The sequence below is a fragment of the Brevibacterium picturae genome (assembly GCF_030453725.1).
Lineage (GTDB): Bacteria > Actinomycetota > Actinomycetes > Actinomycetales > Brevibacteriaceae > Brevibacterium > Brevibacterium sandarakinum_A.
Map to the genome: position 1 here is coordinate 14,185 of NZ_JAKDJU010000005.1, position 17,937 is coordinate 32,121.

A 17,937-nucleotide genomic window follows, 5' to 3' on the forward strand; every position below is an offset into this window, starting at 1 on the left:
GCCATGCCACAACGCTGAGTGTTTTCCGGTGTGGCATTCTGCCAATGTCTCACCAGGTGGGAGCCTTGCCTCTGGTGGGAGCGACCCCGAGTCCGCCGCAGCCACTATTGAGGCAACTGGCAATTCCCGTTGGGGAACCCTGCGGAGCGCCTTGAGGTATTCGCGTGCCAAACATGCACAGGTGCGTCATGTGTGCTCTACTCCCACACGTTTGGCAAGCGGATGCCGGCAAGCGCACCGCCGCACCGCCCCCTGCCACTCAGGCGCGCGAGCGGGCCAGCAGGTATACGAAGTACGGGGCGCCGATGAGCGCGACGATGAGGCCGGCAGGGATCTGCGCAGGTGCGATGATCGTGCGGCCCGCGGCATCGGCGACGACGAGACCCAGGGCGCCGAGGAGCATGGCCGTCGGGATCACCCGGGCATGTTGGCTGCCGACCAGCGCCCGGGCGGCGTGTGGGGCGACAAGGCCGATGAATCCGACTACGCCGACCGCGGAGACACTGACTGCGGCGAGCACTGCGGCGGTGATGAGCACACCCAGACGGACAGGCTCACGCGGGACTCCGACCAGCCTCGGCGTATCGTCGTCGAGGGCCAGCAGATCCAGCTCACGCGTCCACACGATGGCCAGTGGGATCGCGGCCAGCAGGACGAGGGTCACGGGTGCGACATCGGCCCAGACTCGACCGTATGTGGAACCGGAGAGCCAGGTGAACAGGGCCGGTGTGTCCCACGGGTTCGCGCGGATGAGGAACAGAGTGGTCAGCGCGGTGAAGCCGAACCACATGCCGATGCCGATGAGCACGAGACGGTCGGTGTTCATCCCACCGCGCCACGAGAGACCGTAGACGATGGCGAAGGCGAGGAGAGCACCGAGGACCCCGACGCTCGAGATCAGGACGACGGTGGCTCCTGGAACCAGGGTGACGACGATGACTGCGCCCAGCCCGGCACCGCCGGTGATGCCCAGCAGGCCCGGTTCGGCCAGCGGGTTGCGGGCGCTGGCTTGGACGAACGTTCCCGACAACCCGAGTGCAGCACCAGCCGCCAGCGCGGCCGCCACACGCGGGGCCCGGGAGTCGAAGGCGAAGGAGATGACAGGTGCCGCCTGGTCCTGGACCCACAGCACGACATCGCCGAGGAGGTAGAACCGTTCACCCGTGAGCAGGCCGAGGATCGCCACGACGATCAGCAGCACCGAGGCGAACGCGATGATGAGCGCGGCGCGACGAGGTCCGTGCGCACGCGACCGAGCAGCCGAAGTCGCCTGCGTGGGCCCCGAAGACCGCATGGACCGCGCCAGCAGAACCAGGACGACTGCACCGAGGACCGTCGTCGTCACACCCGAGGGCAGGGTGATCGCCTCGTTGGCTCCGACGATGGCACGCAGCAGCGCATCGGCGAGGATGACGATGATCGCGCCGATGAGGGCCGTGGCCGGAATCAGCACCGCATGCTTGCCCAGCACCGGGATCAGGCGGGCGAGCAGTCGGGCGATGACCGGAGCGCAGAGTCCCACGAACCCGATCGGCCCCGCCAGGGTCACGGCCGTGGCGGTGAGGATGACAGCGAGCAGAATCCCGACTGCCCGGGTGGAGCGGATCGGAACACCGAGGACAGAAGCGGCATCATCGCCGAGGCTGAGCAGATCCAGTCGTCGTGAGAGGGCGATGGCGGCGGCGATGATGATGACGATGACGGGAATGCTGCGGAGTGCCGCTGTCCCATCGAGTTGGTTGAGGGTGCCCGACCCCCAGGAATAGAGACTCGTCGTCTCCTCGGCGAAGAGAATGAGCAGCGTCGACGTCCCCGCCTGCAGTGCCAGAGCCGTCGCGGTCCCGGCGAGCACGAGGCGAGTCGTCGACGACGCCGCACCACCGGCCAGCCCGAGGACGAGAGCCGCAGCGAGGAGACCCCCGATGAAGGCGACGCCTCCGGAGGCCCACATCGGAATCGCAAGCCCGAAGGCCGTGACCACGGTGACCGCGAAGTACGAACCGCCCGTGACGGCAAGGGTGTCCGGGGAGGCCAGCGGATTGCGGGCCAAGGACTGGAACAGCGCTCCGGCCACGCCGAGGGCGACGCCGACGAGTATCCCCGCACCCACGCGCGGAAGCCGGGATCCGAGGAGGATGTCACGCGCACTCGGACCCACCTCGGCGGGAGAGCCGGCGGTCCCGGTCAGGACCGCGAACAGGTCCTTGAAACCGATCCCCGAGGTGCCCTGTGTGATGTGCCAGGCCGAGAGCAGCGCGAGGACGAGGACCAGACCGAGGAGGACACCGGTGGCCGAGAGAGCCCCGATGGCCCCGACTCCTCGCGCGGGGGCAGCACCTGTCCGTTCGGTGGGGCCATCCGCCGAGGTGGTGGGCAGCGTCGTGGGTGCGGTCATGGACTACTTGGTCAGTGCGTCGACGTAGGCGTCGAGGGCCTGCTCGGAGGATTTGGGTCCGCCGAAGGTCCAGATGCCGGAGGGGAACGCATGGGTGCGCTCGTCCTTGACGGCGGGGATGTTCGACCAGATGTCGTTCTTCTTCAGCAGGTCGACGAAGTCCTCGGACTCGGGATCGTCGGTTCCGGTGTAGAAGAAGTTCGCGTCGCCGACCTTCGAAATGCCTTCGATGTCGGTCTGTCCCAAACCGTAGGCCGGATCGACTTCACCGGTCCAGACGTTCTTCAGGCCCAGCTCCTCGCCCAGTTCGCCGAAGAGGGATCCCTGACCGAAGGGACGCAGCGCCACGTTCGAGCCGTTGACCCAACCGTCGAAGTAGACGAATTCCTCAGTCTCGAGGTCGGCGGATTCGATCGCCTTCTTCGACTCCTCGACCTTGGCATCGAAGTCGTCGAGGACACTGTCGGCGCGCTCGCCGCGGCCGGTCACCTCGGCGAGGGTGGAGAAGGTGTCCTTCATGTATCCGATCGGATCCTTGCCGTCGGCTCCGGTCATCGCCATCACGGGGATGCCCTGGTCCTCGAGCTGCCCGACGATCTTGTCATCGCGGGAAGTCGTCTCGATGATGACGAGATCGGGGTTGGCCGAGAGGATCGATTCCACGTTGGGTTCCTGGCGGGTGCCGACGTCCGTGGTGTCCTCGGGCAGCTTCTCCGCCGTGTCCCAGGTGGTGAAGCCCTGTGCATCCGCCACTGCAGCCGGATCGACGCACAGGGAGAGCAGGTCCTCGGTGTACTGCCATTCGAGTGAGACGACTGTGTCTGCGGGGGAGTCGAGTTCGATGGAATGTCCGGTGTCATCTTTGACGGAGACCGGATCCGCCGAGGTGGTGCTCGAGTCTTCGGCGCAGTCGCCGGAGGTTGATGTCGATGTGTCCTCCTTCGCCGAGGCATCGGTGGAGGTGGTGCCGCACGCCGACAGGGCGAGGGCGCAGACGGCAGAGACGGAGGCGAGGACGAGCAGCGGCTTGCGCGGACGAGTCCGGGGCAGTGTGGAAAGGGACATGGCTTCTTTCTGAGCATGAGTTCGACAGTGATGATGGCGGTGGTGCTGGGTGGTGACGAGTGTGGTGCTGGGCGGCAGCTGTTGGCTGGTGGGCCGTTCCTGGTGGCCGCGAGCGGTCAGACCGCTCGCGCAAGTTGCGCGGTGGCACGGGCAGGGCGACGACGGCGGGGCAGCGCCTCGATCCGGACAATTCCGGTGTCGTCGTCCAGGCGCGTGGTGATGGGGAGCCCGTAGACCTCGGTGAGCACCTCGGCGGTGAAGACCTCTTCGCAGGTGCCTGCTGATCGGATCCGGCCCTGGCTGAGCAGGACGATATCGTCGGCCACGGCGGCCGCGTGGTTGAGGTCGTGGAGGACGACTCCCACCGCCGTTCCGTGGTCGTCGGCCAGATCGCGCATGAGGTCGAGGATTTCCACCTGGTAGCGCAGATCCAGGTGATTCGTGGGCTCGTCGAGCAGCAGGACCCCGGTCTCCTGGGCCAGGCAGGTGGCCAACCACACGCGCTGGAGTTCGCCGCCGGAGAGCTGGTCGACGGAGCGGTCGGCCATTCGTGCGGTTCCAGTCAGTTCCAGGGCCTTGTCGATTGCTGCCCTGTCGGGGTCGGTGAGTGAGGCGAACCGGCGACGGTGCGGATGACGGCCGTAGGCGACGACCTCGCGCACGCTCAGCCCTGAAGGATGCGGCCGCGACTGGGAGAGCAGAGTGACCGTGCGGGCGAACTCGCGTGCCGACAGTGCTCTGGTCGAGGTGGCCGGGGCGGTTGGGTTGGCCGATCCTGTGGTTCTGATGGTGACGTCACCGGAGCCGATCGGGTGCAGACGTGCCAGGGATCGCAGCACGGTCGATTTGCCGCTGCCGTTGGGGCCGATGAGTGCGGTGACGCGCCCAGGGGCGATGGTCAGCGACACGTCATGGACGACCGGTGTGCGCTCGTATCCCAGGTGCAGGCCGGAGGCGTGCAACGTCGTCATATTCGAGTCTCGGCTACGTGCGTGGACAGAATCATAATCACCCATGAAACATAGCCTAACCTAAGTTAGGGTCGCCTCGCACCAGGTGGGCATCGCAGTGTCGGCAGCTCTCGCGGCAGCGGCGCTCGCCGTAACCACCCTCGTAGCAGTGCGGCAAACGTGCTGTCACCTCCCGCACGGCGGCGGTCCGTACGAGAACCGCTGGGCAAACGTGCTCAGGGTGCGTCATTTGTGCGCTACCTCCACACGTTTGGCCAGCGGGTGATCGTGCACCTTTCACGTCAGCGCCTGTCCGTAGGGTGGGTGTGCATATATAGGATGGGCGAGAGCCAAGGAGGAACCCATGAGATTCGTCGCCACCGGAGACTGGCAGCTGGGCATGACGGCCCACTATCTCAGTACCGAAGCACGCCCGCGCTTTCACCGTGCCCGCCTCGACGCCGTCAAGCGCATCGGCGAGATCGCTGCCGAACAGTCCTGCGACTTCGTCGTCGTCTGCGGTGATGTGTTCGAGTCGAATCAGCTCGACCGCGCCATCATCTCCCGCACCTTCGAAGCCCTGGCCGCCTTCACCGTGCCCGTCGTTCTGCTGCCGGGCAATCACGACCCTCTCGACGCCGCCTCCATCTACGACTCGCACGCCTTCACCTCCCGTCAGCCTGGCCATGTCCATGTCCTGCGTGACAGTGAACCCTTCGAGGTCCGTCCCGGCGTCGAGATCATCGGAGCCCCCTGGTTCTCGAAACGTCCGCAAGGTGACCTCGTCGCCCAAGCAACACAGAACCTCGCCGAGGCGGCTCCGGGCAAGGTGCGCATCATCGCCGGGCACGGCGCCGTGAGCACTCTGGACCCCGACCGCGAATCTCTGGCCACGATCGACGTCGACAGCCTCAAGACCGTGCTGCGAGAGGACCGTGCCCAATTCGTCGCACTGGGGGACAGACACGCCACCTACGCCGTGGATGAGCGCATCTGGTACTCCGGGGCCCCAGAAGTGACTTCCCGGCGGGAGGACGATCCCGGCAATGTTCTCCTCGTCGACATCGATGCACAGTCACATGCGAGTTCGGTCGAGAAGATGCACATCGGCCGCTGGTCCTACCTCGTCGTAGAGGAGGACGTGAACTCGGATGAGGACGTCAGCCACCTCGAACAGCGGCTGGCAGGCATCCCGGACAAAGACAGCACAGCAGTGTGGCTCATCCTCAGAGGAACCCTGTCCACGGCAGCGAAGTCGAGACTCGACGATATCCTCGACCACGCCACTGACCTGTTCGCCCTCGTGTCCTTGTGGGAGCGGCATACGGACATCGCTGTGGTCGCCGCCGACGAGGATTTCGCCGGGCTCGGCCTGAGCGGATACCTGCAGGAGTCTCTCGACGAATTGGCGGAGACGGCTGCAGGGGAGGACCTATCAGCGTCGGCGGCACAGGACGCGTTGGGGCTCTTGTACCGATTTGCGAGGAGCGGATCATGAAATTCCATTCCATCCACCTGCGCAACTACCGCGGCATCGCGGACTCCCGCGTCGAATTCGGCGACGGCGTCACCGTCGTCGAAGGGCCGAACGAGGTCGGCAAGTCCTCGATCCATGAAGCCATCACTCATCTGAGGGAGGACAAATCGAGCTCACGAAAGGCCAGCGTCAAAGAGACACAGCCTGTCGGCGTCGATGCCGGCCCCGAGGTGGAACTGCACCTGAGCACCGGTGACTACGAGCTCAAGTACCGGAAGCGGTGGATCAAACAGCCCTTCACCGAACTCAGCGTCATCAGACCCAGGCCCGAACAGCTGAGCAGCGATGATGCCCACGATCGGTTCCTGTCGATCCTCGCCGACACTGTCGACGTCGATCTCCTCGTCGCACTCGACGTGGCACAGGGGGAGAGTCTGGCACAAGCTCCGCTGGCTCAGATCAAAGCCCTGCACTCCGCGCTCAACGAATCGGGTGTCGAGGTCGCCGACCACGATGACTTCCTCGACCAGGTCGAAGCCGAGTACTTGAAGTACTTCACCAAGTCCGGCAGAGAGACAGGGGAGTACAAGGACATCAACGCTCAGGTCCCTGTCGTCGAAGCTGCCTTCGAGGAACTGCGTGAACGCAGTCGTGGCATGGACGATCTCGTCGACAACCATGCCCGAGCCGCCGCTCGTCTGGAAACGGTGCGCACCCAGCTGACCCAGGCCCTCGCCGATCGTGATGAAGCCGAGCAGGCGGCGAAGGCGGTGGCCGAACTCAAAGCAGTGCTCGACCAGGCGGTGGATCACGCGAAGTCGGCACAGCGGGATGAACAGATCGCTCGGGAGGCGCTGGACAGACGCACACAACTTATCGCTGACGCCACCGATGCCCAGAGCGCGGTGACAGAGGCTGGGAAGACTGTCGCTGAGCTCGAATCGGCCCAGGGTGACAAGGACTCCGACTTCGATCGCTTCCAGAAGGCCCTCGAGGAGAAGCAGAGCGCAGTCGACGATGCTCGTGCGCAGGCGAAGGCTGCTGCCAAAACCCTGGCCAAAGCCCGTGCACGTGCAGAACTGTCCGATCTCACCCGCCGACTTGAGGCTATCCGCGAGCATGATGAGAAGAAGAGCCGTGCGCAGGCGACGATCGGATCGATCACGGTCACGACCAAGGACGTCGAGAAACTGAGCTCCCTCGAGACGGAGGTGCGGATTGCCGAGCACGCGAAGACCTCCGCCGCAGCGCAGATCGAAGCGAAACAGCTCGGGACACGGGCCCTGAACATCGACGGAACAGAACTCGGCGAAGGAAACAGCGGAGAATTCGCAGCACTCAAGGACGTGCGAATCATGATCGACGGCGTCGCCGACATCACCGTGCGCCCAGGAGCATCTCCCGTTGAGTTGGACAAAGCACTGACCTCAGCGAAGGGAGCCTTCGAAGCGGAGCTGGAACGCCTCGACATCGACTCTGTGTCCCAGGCCCGGGATAAGGCCAACGTTCGCGCGGATGCAGAAGCTGTCATGGCAGAGGCGGATTCGACGCTCAAGGTGCTCCTGGGCCAGGACAAGCGCGACAAGCTTGAAGCCGCGCTCGCTCGCGCACAGCAGATCCTCGGAGCCGATGGAACCAGCGCAAGCACCGATGACAAAGCTGGGAATGGTGCCGAGGTGGACAGCCAGACTCGTGACCGGAGCCTCAGCGAGCTCGAAACGGCAGTCGCCGAGTCCGAGGCGACCGTCGACGACGCTCAATCCGCGGTGGACTCCACTCGCATCGAGCTCGAACGAACTCGCACAAGCCGAGATGACGCGCGAGTGGAGACGGTCCGGGCCCAGACCAGCCTGAAAGAAGCCGAAACTCAACACGAGCGGCTGACGAGCAGTCTGGCGGAGGCCCGAAAGACGAATTCTGACGCCGATCTGGATGAAGAAGTGACGTCTGCCGAGGCCCGAGCGACGAATGTGGGCTCGCAGGTTGACGAGGCGAGAGTCGCCTACGAAGCAGCAGATCCCGAGACCTTGGAGATGCAGCTGCAGAACGTGCGGCAACTCGTCGGCAGCAAGGAAGCACAGCGAGAAGAAGTGCGTCAGGAAGTCGATCGCCTGTCGGCTCTCATCGACGATCGTGCCAGCGAAGGCATCTATGAAAAACTCGCGGCCGCCGAAGAGACGATGGAGTCGGCCCGCAGGAAGCAGACACGACTAGGCCGTCAGGCGACGGCGATCAACCTGTTGCGCACCACTGTCCTCAAACACAAGGAAGAATCCCAGCGGAAGTACGTGGCTCCTTTCAAGGAGCAGATTGAGAAGCTGGGCAGACTGGTCTTCGGACAAGGACTGTCGGTCGAGGTCTCCGAGGATCTCGAAATCGTCTCACGCACTTTGGACGAACGCACAGTGCCCTTCGAATCACTGTCGGGAGGGACGAAGGAACAGCTGGCGCTCATCGGCCGACTCGCAGTGGCCACTCTCGTCGACAGCGATTCGGGGGCGCCCGTGGTTCTCGACGATGCTTTCGGCTTCGCCGATGCCGAACGTCTCAACGCACTCAACGTCATCCTCTCCACAGTCGGCCAGAGCGCCCAGGTCATCCTGCTCACCTGCCAACCCGACCGCTTCGCTCGCCTCGGCGGAGCGAAGTCTGTGAGCCTGACGTAACCGAGCATCGCGCATGCAGACCCAGCCGGATCCGACGGCTGCGGCCTGCGCAGACAGACACGGCCGCCGCATCAAGCGGATACGACGGCCGTGACCGGCTGACATCATTGGCAGCGCGCGCACGCTTCTGGATCAGTCAGAGCCGACCGCCCCGGCCTTCGCTGCCTCGGCAGCAGCCACGGCATCGGCACGAATCGTGCGCCGCAGGATCTTGCCTGAGCTGGTCTTCGGCAGCTCGTCGATGATGGTCACTTGCCGCGGAGCCTTGTAGGAGGCCAACTTCTCGCGACAGAATTCGACGATCTCGGCCTCGGTGATGGCATCGGCCTCGGGACTCGACTGCAGAGTCACGAACGCGGCAACGTTCTCACCCCGATACTCGTCGGGGATGCCGACGACTGCTGCCTCCTGAATCGCCGGATGGGTGTAGAGGACGTCCTCGACCTCCCGCGGCCAGACCTTGAAGCCGGAGGCGTTGATCATGTCCTTCTTGCGGTCGACGATGAACAGCCAGCCGTCTTCGTTCATGTACCCCACATCGCCGGTGCGCAGCTCCCCATCCGGGAGCTGCTCGGCTGTTGCCTTCTCATTGTTGATGTATTCGGCGACGACCTCAGGTCCCGAGACGGCAACCTCGCCGATCTCGTTCGGGCCCAAGGGCTCACCGAAGTCGTCGAGGATGCGAATCATGGTGTCCGGCTGGGGCAGACCGCAGGAGAGGTTGCCGCTGTCGGGATCGACCGGCGCCCTCAGCCCCGGTGGGACGGTCGCCACCTGCGCACAGGTCTCGGTCAGACCGTAGCCCTGCCCGATGTAGACGCCGGTCTTCTGTTCGAACTTCGTCACCAAGCCCTCGGGCAGGGGTGCACCACCCGACATGATCCGCTTGAACGATGCGAAGTGCTCCGCCGTCGCGCTGGGATGGGCAAGCATTGCGGTGTAGACCGTGGCCGGGCCTGCCATATACGTCGGCTTCTCCCGCAGGAAGAGTTCGAGAAGGGAGCCCGGATCGAATCGATAGTTGAGGATCAGCCGCGCGCCACCGCTGACACCGGCGATGAACTGGCAGACGAACCCGGTGATGTGGAAGATCGGGGCCAGCGTGAGGAAGCCGTCGCCGGGTTCGAACGTCGGCGTCCGGACACAGTAGCGGGCATTGCTCGACACCGAGGCGTGAGTCGCAGACGCACCCTTCGCTTTGCCCGAGGTCCCCGAGGTGTACACGACGATCGCTTCGTCCTCGGGAGCGGGAATGAGAGGAGTGAAACCGGTGTCCAGGCGGGACTCGACAACGGCTTGGAAGTCGGGGAGATTCGGCACCTGGTCGGGGCCCGGATTCTCACCGGGGGCACCTGGCAGGTCAGCGAACATCGAGAAGATCGCCTCGGGCCCGTCGACCTGGAAACTCCTGTCGTCGCTGAGGACGACGACCGGCAATGCCGCGGCATAGGGAGCCACGCGACCCAGGAACGCCGCCTTGGATACCACAAGCCCCTTCACCTCGGCGTCGGCGAAGATGTGCTCGAGCTCCCCGCGATACATGGGATTGAGGGGAACGACGACGCCTCCGACCTTCCAGATGCCGTAGGTGGCGATCATGAAGGCGGGGGTGTTCTGCTCATAGATGGCCACCCGGTCGCCGACAGCGATGCCGTGCTCGACCAGATAGGCCGCGAACGCAGTGGAATACTGGTCGAACTGGGACCAGGTCAGCCCGAAACCGTAGTAGCTGAGGGCCTCTTCGCGGCCGTGGGTGGCCACGGTCGACGCCAGATCCTGCAGGGTCGTGGACTTCTCCAGGGTGTACGGCTTGTTCGCGAGATCTCCCCAGGTCTTCAACCAGGGACGGGTATCTGCCCACGTGCTCATCGCTTCACTTCCTTCATCGTTGAATGGTGTGTCGAAATTGTTGAAAGAGGGTTTCGAACAGCCGATCCGCCTACTTGCGGTACTTCTTCATCTCGTTGCGCGCAATGCTGCGTTTGTGCACCTCATCGGGGCCGTCGGCCAGGCGCAGGGTGCGCATGTGCGCCCACATGCTGGCCAATGGGAAGTCCTCCGTGACACCGGCACCGCCGTGGACCTGGATCGCGCGATCGATGATCTTCAGCGCCGTGGCTGGAGCCACAACCTTGATCTCGGCGATCTCGTTCTTCGCGACCTTGTTGCCGTGCTTGTCCATCATGTCCGCCGCATGCAGCGTCAGCAGCCTGGCCTGATCGATCTCGATCCGAGCCTCGGCGATCCACTCCTGGATGTTCGCCCGAGACGACAGCTTCTCACCGAATGTCACACGTTCATCGGCACGTTTGACCATGAGTTCGAGGGCGCGCTCGGCGGCACCGATCGCGCGCATGCAGTGATGGATGCGCCCCGGTCCCAGACGGGCCTGGCTGATCGCGAAGCCCTCACCTTCGCCCTTGAGGATGTCCTTGGACGGGACGCGGACGTTGTCGAAGGTGATCTCCGCGTGGCCCTCCCGATCGTGGTAGCCGAAGACGGGCAGGTTGCGCACCACGGTGACACCGGGGGCGTCGATCGGGACGACGAGCATCGACTGCTGTCGGTGCACCTCGGCGTCGGGGGAGGTCTTGCCCATGACGATGAGGACTCGGCAATTGGGGTGCATGCCGTTCGAGGCGAACCATTTGCGGCCGTTGAGGACGAACCCGTCATCCGTGGGCTCCATGCGCATCTCGACGTTCGTCGCATCGGAGCTGGCGACAGCGGGTTCGGTCATGGCGAACGCCGAGGCGATTGTGCCGTCGAGCAGCGGCCCCAGGTACTTCTCCTTGTGCTCGTCGGTGCCGAAACGGGTGAAGACCTCCATGTTGCCCGTGTCGGGGGCATTGCAGTTGATGGCTTCCGGGGCGATCCCGATGCTGTGGCCGGTGATCTCGGCCAGGGGAGCGTATTCGAGGTTCGTCAGCCCTGGACCCCATTGGGGATCGGGGTGGAAGAGATTCCACAGACCCCGGCTCTTGGCCTCGGCCTTGAGGTCTTCGAGGATCTGCGGCTGAGTGTGCGGGCTGTTCGCCGCCGCCATCTGCTGGGCATAGACGGGCTCCGCCGGATAGACGAAGTCCTCCATGAACGTCGTCAGACGCTCCTGATAGTCACGGCCGCGGTCAGTCGTTTCCAGCATGTGTGGTCTCCTCGTTGAGTCGGTTCGCTTCGTTGAGTCGGTGCTGATAGCGGCTCATGCCTTTGAGCCAGCGGTCGTAGTCGCTGCCCTTCATGCGATACATATCGAGCACCTCGGGGTGGGGGAGGATGAGGAACGTTCCCGCTTCGACCGCATCGAGGGCGATCGACGCGACATCGTCGGGGGCCAGCACCGTGCCGGCCTCGGTGACTGCGCTCTGGGCAGGCCCCGCGGATCCCGCTGCGCTCAGCAGGTTCGTGTCCACTCCCATCGGGCAGATGACCGAGGCGCGGATGCCGTCGTCGCGGTAGGTCAGAGCGAGCCATTCGGCGAAGCCGACCGAGGCGTGTTTGGTGACGCTGTAGGCTGCCGATCCGATCTGGGTGAGCAGGCCCGCCGCCGAGGCGGTGGCGACGAAATGTCCTTCACCGGCTTCCTGCCAGCGGGGGATGAGGGCCTGGGCCGCGCGGATATGTGCCCGCAGGTTGACGTCGATGATGGCATCCCAGTCGGCATCGTTCTCGCCCAGTTCGCCGGGCCCGATGATGCCGGCGTTGGCGAAGTACATGTCCACCCCGCCGAGCCGGTCGTCGGCGAAGGCGATGAGTTCGTCGATGCCTGCCACCGAGGACACGTCACCGACCCAGGCGTGGGCACCGGATTCGAACCCCGAGGCGGTGTCGGTATTCAGTGCTGAGGCGGTGTCGGCGACGGTGGCGGAGATGTCGGCAAGGACGACGGTGGCGCCGCGGGAGATCAGTTCGGCGGCGAGAGCGGCACCGATACCGCCGGCCGCACCGGTGACGATGGCTCGGGTGCCGTTGACGATTCGTGCCCCCGCCGCGGGTGAGCCTGCTGCAGAGTTCACGCCGGCGGTGCTCACGCTTTCTCCAGAATGGTCAGGGCTTGCCGGGCCAAGTCCTCGACGCCGGCGCCCGCAGTTTCCGGGTCGAGGTCGAGATCGCCCATCTTGCCTGTGAGCAGCCGGGTGTAGACGCCTTCGCGGATGCAGGCCAGTTTCCACATGGCAAAGGCTTCGTAGTACCCGACGTCGTGGACCTCGTGGCCGCTGACCTCCTGGTAGCGGTCGATGAGCTCGTCGGAGGTGGGAAAGCCGAGTTCCGGGGTGGGGACCCAGATGCTCGTGTACTGCTCGGGCACGGTGAGCATGGCGATGAAGTAGCCCAGATCGGTGAGCACCTCGCCGATGGCGGTCAGCTCCCAGTCGACGACGGCGTTGACCGTGCCCTCAGGGGCGAAGATCATGTTGTTGGGTTTGTAGTCACCATGGGCCAGGCCGACGGGGCTTCGGGCCGGATCCGGCATGGTTTCGAGGAGGGCATCGTGGACCTCGCGGATGATCGGGATGTCGCGCAGTGCGATGTCCTCGACCTGGCCCAGCCAGCGACGCAGCTGCCGTTCGATGAGCCCGCCTGGGCGACGCAGATCCCCCAGCCCCACCTCGTCGACATCGACACGATGGATGGCGGCCAGCGTGTCGATCATTCCGAACGCGCACGAACGCTTGTCGTCAGGGCCGGGACCGTCGGGAATGCGTGCCCAGTCGGCGGGCTCATTGATCGCGAAGCCGGGGCAGTGCTCCATGAACACGAAGGGCACATCGAGGACCTCGGGGTCATCGACGATGTCGACGATGTGGGGCACCGGTACGGTGCTGTCGCCCAGCGCGGCCATGATCCGGCCTTCGCGTGCGACGTTGTGGGCACTTCCCCCGGAGTGCCCGAGCGGAGGGCGCCTGATCACCCAGCGCGGCAGTCCGTCGACGGTGATGGTGAAGGTGAGGTTCGAGCGTCCGATGGACATGACTTCGACGTCGAAGTCCGTGACCCCGAATCTGTCCGAGATCCATCGTCCGATGGTTCTGGTATCGAATCCTGCAGGTGCTGTGGTCAACGTCGACCCTCCCGAGTGAACAATCGTTCAGTTTCGTTTACAGTATTCAAACCGGGCGTGAGAGTCAAGCTGAAATCGTGATGCTCGTCACGGCCGAATGTGATAGTGATGAATGGGTCATCCCACACTCTTTCACCAAGCAGTCAGTTGCCATCAGCACACACCTTTCACCAGAAGTGAGGAAATCATGAGAGCCATTCGCGTTGCCACGTTGACCGGTCCGGACGATGTGGAGATCGCCGAGGTGGATCGTCCGAGTCCAGGTTCGGGCGAGGTCCTGATCGAGGTTGCCTATGCGGGAGTCACGTTCCCCGAGCTGCTCCAGACCCGGGGTATGTACCAGACCAAGCACGAGCTGCCGTTCGTCCTCGGCTCCGAAGCCGCCGGCATTGTCGTCGAAGCCGGTGCCGGTTCGCGATTCTCCTCCGGCGACCGCGTCGCCGCGATCCCCGGCAAGGGATCTTTCGCCGAATTCATGGTCGCCGCCGACGAGCAGACGGTGCCCGTGCCCGACGAAGTCAGCCTGGCCCATGCGGCCGGTATGCCGATGAATGTGCTCACCGCTGACTTCGCGCTGCGCCTCCGGGCGCAGGCGCAGGCGGGGCAGTCCATCCTCGTCCACGGTGCCGCAGGCGGGCTGGGATCAGCCACGGTGCAGATGGCCCTGGCCATGGGCCTCGAGGTCATCGGCGTCGTGTCGACCGAGGCCAAAGCCGAAACCGTGCGCGATCTCGGTGCCACACACGTGGTCATGGCCGAGGGGTTCAAGGATGCAGCCAAGGAGCTCTACCCGAACGGCGTCGACTATGTCTTCGACCCCGTCGGGGGAGATCGCTTCACGGACTCGACCCGTGTCCTGGCCCCGTTTGGTCGCCTCCTCGTTCTCGGATTCACCGCCGGTGAGATCCCCTCGGTCAAGGTCAACCGCCTGCTGCTGAAGAACATCTCCGTCGACGGTGTGGCCTGGGGAGCCGCGGCCCGCGAGCGGCCCGACTACATCGCCGAACAATGGGACGCGGTGGCCGACTATGTCGCGGCGGGCAAGCTCAACCCCGCAATCCATGCCACGCACCCACTCGAGGAAGCGGCGAAGGCCATCGGTGAACTGGACTCCCGCAGCGTGCGGGGCAAGGTGCTGCTCGAGCTCAAGGGGGAATAGGTTCACCAGCCCGGTCGACGTCGCGGAATCCGCCTCGGCGGTGGAATCCTTGAAATCAGGCTGCTGTGCGATCAACGTGGCCCTGGTCCGCGATACGGCATAGAGGCCGTAGTCGAACCACTCGGTCGCGTTGCCGAGCGAGGCGTAGGGTCCGCGGTCAAGTTCTCCGGCTCGCGTCCTCAGACCCCCTGGTGTCCGCGAGCGAAAACCACGAGGATGGGGCAATGAGCGAATCGACATCAGACACTTCTTCCCAGCCAACCATGCGAGCCATCAGCCAGGACGAGCTCGGAGGTCCCGAGGTCCTCCACGAGGTACAGCTGCCCATCCCGAAGCCCGGTCCGTCGCAGATCCTCGTCCGCGTCCATGCTGCCGGAATGAACCCGACGGATTGGAAGCACCGAGGCCATCGCGCATTTCTGCCGGCACCTCCATTCGTGCTCGGCTGGGATGTATCTGGCGTCGTCGAGCAGGTGGGCGTCGGCGTCACCCTGTTCGAACCCGGCGATGAGGTCTTCGGCATGCTTCCCTACCCATTCGGGGTGGGCGCCCATGCCGAGTACGCTCTCGCACCGACCCGTGCCTTCGTCCCGAAGCCGAAGGACATCGACCATGTGCAGGCCGCAGCGATTCCCCTTGCAGCACTGACCGCGTGGCAGGCTCTCGTCGACACCGCCGAGGTGGGTGAGGGTGACCGCGTCCTCATCCATGCCGCAGCCGGGGGAGTGGGCCATCTGGCCGTGCAGATCGCAAAGGCCCGCGGCGCCCACGTGATCGGCACCGCGAGTGCCCCGAAGCACGACTTCGTCCGTGGCCTGGGTGCCGACGAGATGATCGACTACCGCGAGGTCGACTTCGCCGAGACCGCCCATGACATCGACATCGTCCTCGACACGATCGGAGGGGAGTATCAGCCGCGCTCGCTGCAGACCATGAAGTCCGGCGGCATCCTGGTCTCGACGATTCCGATTCCGATGGAGGGAATGGCGGAGCGGGCGGCTGCGCAGGGAATGCGCATCGAGAACATCCTCGTCGAGGCCGACCACGCCGGGATGCTCGCCATCGCCGAGCTTGTCGAATCCGGACAGCTGAGCGCGACGATCGCGAATACCTTCCCCTTGGCCGATGCGGCCGCGGCCCACGAGCAGCTGCAGACCAACCGGACTGCAGGCAAACTCGTCCTCACGGTGGTGTGAGCGGCCCCGACCGCAGACGGACCACACCGCAATCGGCCGCAGCCACCATCGAGTTCGGCACAACCGCTATCGAGTCCGAGGAGGAGTGAGCATGTCCGAGGCACCGAGACCAGCCCTGGCGACACTTCGCCACGAGCGATTCTGGGACGAGGAGTGGGTCTATGAGCGCAAGCTCGACGGACAGCGCTGCCTGGCGGTTCGCGACGGAGGAAGGACACCGCACCTGTACTCCCGCAACGGTAGAGACGATTCCGCGACGTTCCCTGAGGTCGTCACCGCCCTCACACAGCAGGCAGGTGGATCCTATGTCATCGACGGTGAGATCGTGGCGTTCGACGGGGCTGCGACCAGCTTCTCCCGACTGCAGCCTCGGATCAATCTCACTGATCCCACCGACATCGAGAACTCGGGAATTGCGGTCTGCTTCTACGTCTTCGACCTCCTCGAGCTTGGGGGCGAAGATCTCAGGGACAGGCCGCTGGTCGAACGGAAGAAGAAGCTCTTCGACCTCGTCGACTGGACCGATCCGCTGCGCTGGACGCCGCATCGCAATCGGGGCGATGAGGACTGGTTCCGCGAAATCTGTGGCAGAGGATGGGAGGGCCTCATCGCCAAACGGCGCGATTCGACTTATCCCTCCGACCGGACGAAGGACTGGCTGAAGTTCAAATGCGAGGCGGGCCAGGAGCTCGTCATCGTCGGGTTCACCGAGCCGCAGGGCCAGAGGGTCGGGCTGGGCGCGCTCATGCTCGGCTACTACGACTATTCGGAGGACACGAAGGATCTCGTGTACGCGGGAAAGGTGGGGACCGGGTTCAGCGAGGACGACCTCGGCGAACTGCATGAGATGCTCAGGGCGATCGAGATCCCGGACTCCGCGTGCACCAAAGGCCGCATACCCCGCGAGGGGCACTGGGTGGAACCGGAACACGTCGCCGAGGTGGCCTTCACAGAATGGACGGCGGAGAATCAGCTCCGCCACCCCAGATACCTCGGACTGAGAAACGACAAACGGGCGGAAGACGTCGTCAAGGAGGCATGATGAGTTCGTCAGCGGAAGTCGCAGGAGTCTCGATCGACAAGGCCGACAAAGAGATGTTCGGCCCTGACGACGGAGGGCCGATCACCAAGGTGGACCTGGCGAAGTACTACTCGGACGTCGCCGAGGTGATGCTGCCCCACACCCGAGACCGCCCCATTTCGATGCAGCGGTTTCCCGACGGAATCGCCGCGGAGTCGTTCTATGAGAAGAAGTACCCCGATCATTTCCCCGACTTCGTCGAAGCAGTGAGGGTCGCAACGCAGGACGGTGACCAGGACCAGGTGATGATCAACAATGCCCAGAGTCTGGTCTACCTCGCCGACCAGGCCAGCATCACACCGCATACCTGGTTGGCCACCTCGGCGGATCTCGACCATCCGGATCAGCTCATCGTCGATCTCGATCCCTCGGCTCCGGGAATCGATGCGGTGCGAAAGGCGACGGTGATGGTGGGCGAGCTGATGGAGGAACTGGGCCTGAGGGCATTCGTCAAGACCACCGGCTCCCGCGGATATCATGTGCAGGTTCCGCTGATCGTCGATCACGACTTCGACGAGGTGCGCGACTTCGCGCGGAACTGCGCAAGGGCGCTCGTCGATCGGGATCCGGAGCTGCTGACGATCGAGGCGAGGAAGAACAAGCGCGGGAACCGGGTGCTCATCGACATCGCACGCAATGCCTACGCCCAGACGGCCGTACCGCCTTATGCTGTGAGGTCGCGTCCCGGAGCTCCGGTCGCCGCACCGATCACCTGGGACGAACTGTCGTCGACAGATCCCCGGGACTACACGATGACCTCGGTGCGCAATCGACTGGCCCAACGCGACGATCCGTGGGCCGGCATCGCCCGCCACCGACAGGGCATCGATCAGGCGATGGAGACGCTGGCCAAGCTCTGAGCGCTCGCCCTGGGCCGCTGTCAGCACCG

At 64.7% G+C, this 17,937-nt stretch carries 13 protein-coding genes; 6 read left to right on the top strand and 7 right to left on the bottom strand.

What is annotated here, in order from left to right:
* Nucleotides 1-259 precede the first annotated feature (259 nt).
* From L0G76_RS01275 to L0G76_RS01285, 3 genes are all read right to left on the bottom strand, one after another.
* Nucleotides 260-2,395 carry an iron ABC transporter permease gene (locus L0G76_RS01275; protein ID WP_304355618.1) on the bottom strand — a complete coding sequence of 712 codons (2,136 nt, stop codon included), beginning with the start codon at nucleotides 2,393-2,395 and terminating at the stop codon, nucleotides 260-262.
* Between the two features lie 3 nt (nucleotides 2,396-2,398).
* The gene (locus L0G76_RS01280; protein ID WP_304355619.1) at nucleotides 2,399-3,460 is read right to left on the bottom strand and encodes an ABC transporter substrate-binding protein; all 1,062 of its coding nucleotides are present in this window, start codon (nucleotides 3,458-3,460) and stop codon (nucleotides 2,399-2,401) included.
* Nucleotides 3,461-3,576: 116 nt separating this feature from the next.
* The gene (locus tag L0G76_RS01285; protein WP_304355620.1) at nucleotides 3,577-4,431 is read right to left on the bottom strand and encodes an ABC transporter ATP-binding protein; all 855 of its coding nucleotides are present in this window, start codon (nucleotides 4,429-4,431) and stop codon (nucleotides 3,577-3,579) included.
* Nucleotides 4,432-4,774: 343 nt separating this feature from the next.
* Between L0G76_RS01285 and L0G76_RS01290 the strand changes: the two genes are divergently transcribed.
* On the top strand, nucleotides 4,775-5,908 hold the full coding sequence (locus tag L0G76_RS01290; RefSeq protein WP_304355621.1) for a metallophosphoesterase family protein: 1,134 nt from the start codon (nucleotides 4,775-4,777) through the stop codon (nucleotides 5,906-5,908).
* Entirely contained in the window at nucleotides 5,905-8,553 is a 2,649-nt protein-coding gene (locus L0G76_RS01295) for an AAA family ATPase (RefSeq protein ID WP_304355622.1), read from the top strand. The genes L0G76_RS01290 and L0G76_RS01295 overlap by 4 nt, the downstream gene beginning before the upstream one ends.
* Before the next feature lie 132 nt (nucleotides 8,554-8,685).
* Here the strand turns inward: L0G76_RS01295 and L0G76_RS01300 are convergent, their stop codons facing one another.
* From L0G76_RS01300 to L0G76_RS01315, 4 genes are all read right to left on the bottom strand, one after another.
* Nucleotides 8,686-10,422 carry a class I adenylate-forming enzyme family protein gene (locus L0G76_RS01300; RefSeq protein ID WP_304355623.1) on the bottom strand — a complete coding sequence of 579 codons (1,737 nt, stop codon included), beginning with the start codon at nucleotides 10,420-10,422 and terminating at the stop codon, nucleotides 8,686-8,688.
* 70 nt (nucleotides 10,423-10,492) lie between these two features.
* Nucleotides 10,493-11,698 carry an acyl-CoA dehydrogenase family protein gene (locus L0G76_RS01305; protein WP_304355624.1) on the bottom strand — a complete coding sequence of 402 codons (1,206 nt, stop codon included), beginning with the start codon at nucleotides 11,696-11,698 and terminating at the stop codon, nucleotides 10,493-10,495.
* Complete coding sequence (locus L0G76_RS01310; protein WP_304355625.1) at nucleotides 11,682-12,581, bottom strand: SDR family oxidoreductase; 900 nt, start codon at nucleotides 12,579-12,581, stop codon at nucleotides 11,682-11,684. Before L0G76_RS01310 ends, L0G76_RS01305 begins: the two co-directional genes overlap by 17 nt.
* Complete coding sequence (locus tag L0G76_RS01315; protein ID WP_304355626.1) at nucleotides 12,578-13,612, bottom strand: phosphotransferase family protein; 1,035 nt, start codon at nucleotides 13,610-13,612, stop codon at nucleotides 12,578-12,580. The genes L0G76_RS01310 and L0G76_RS01315 overlap by 4 nt, the downstream gene beginning before the upstream one ends.
* Before the next feature lie 187 nt (nucleotides 13,613-13,799).
* On the opposite strand from L0G76_RS01315, the gene L0G76_RS01320 reads away from it, so the two are divergent.
* The 4 genes from L0G76_RS01320 to ligD (L0G76_RS01335) all read left to right on the top strand — a co-directional run bounded on the left by L0G76_RS01320 (nucleotide 13,800) and on the right by ligD (L0G76_RS01335) (nucleotide 17,908).
* On the top strand, nucleotides 13,800-14,771 hold the full coding sequence (locus tag L0G76_RS01320) for an NADPH:quinone oxidoreductase family protein (RefSeq protein ID WP_304355627.1): 972 nt from the start codon (nucleotides 13,800-13,802) through the stop codon (nucleotides 14,769-14,771).
* Between the two features lie 224 nt (nucleotides 14,772-14,995).
* Nucleotides 14,996-15,967 (top strand): NADP-dependent oxidoreductase, encoded by a 972-nt coding sequence (locus L0G76_RS01325; RefSeq protein ID WP_304355628.1) that lies wholly within the window; start codon nucleotides 14,996-14,998, stop codon nucleotides 15,965-15,967.
* 91 nt (nucleotides 15,968-16,058) lie between these two features.
* The gene (gene ligD / locus L0G76_RS01330) at nucleotides 16,059-17,009 is read left to right on the top strand and encodes a non-homologous end-joining DNA ligase (protein ID WP_304355629.1); all 951 of its coding nucleotides are present in this window, start codon (nucleotides 16,059-16,061) and stop codon (nucleotides 17,007-17,009) included.
* Nucleotides 17,009-17,908 carry a non-homologous end-joining DNA ligase gene (gene ligD, locus L0G76_RS01335; protein WP_304355630.1) on the top strand — a complete coding sequence of 300 codons (900 nt, stop codon included), beginning with the start codon at nucleotides 17,009-17,011 and terminating at the stop codon, nucleotides 17,906-17,908. Before ligD (L0G76_RS01330) ends, ligD (L0G76_RS01335) begins: the two co-directional genes overlap by 1 nt.
* The last annotated feature ends 29 nt before the right edge of the window (nucleotides 17,909-17,937 follow it).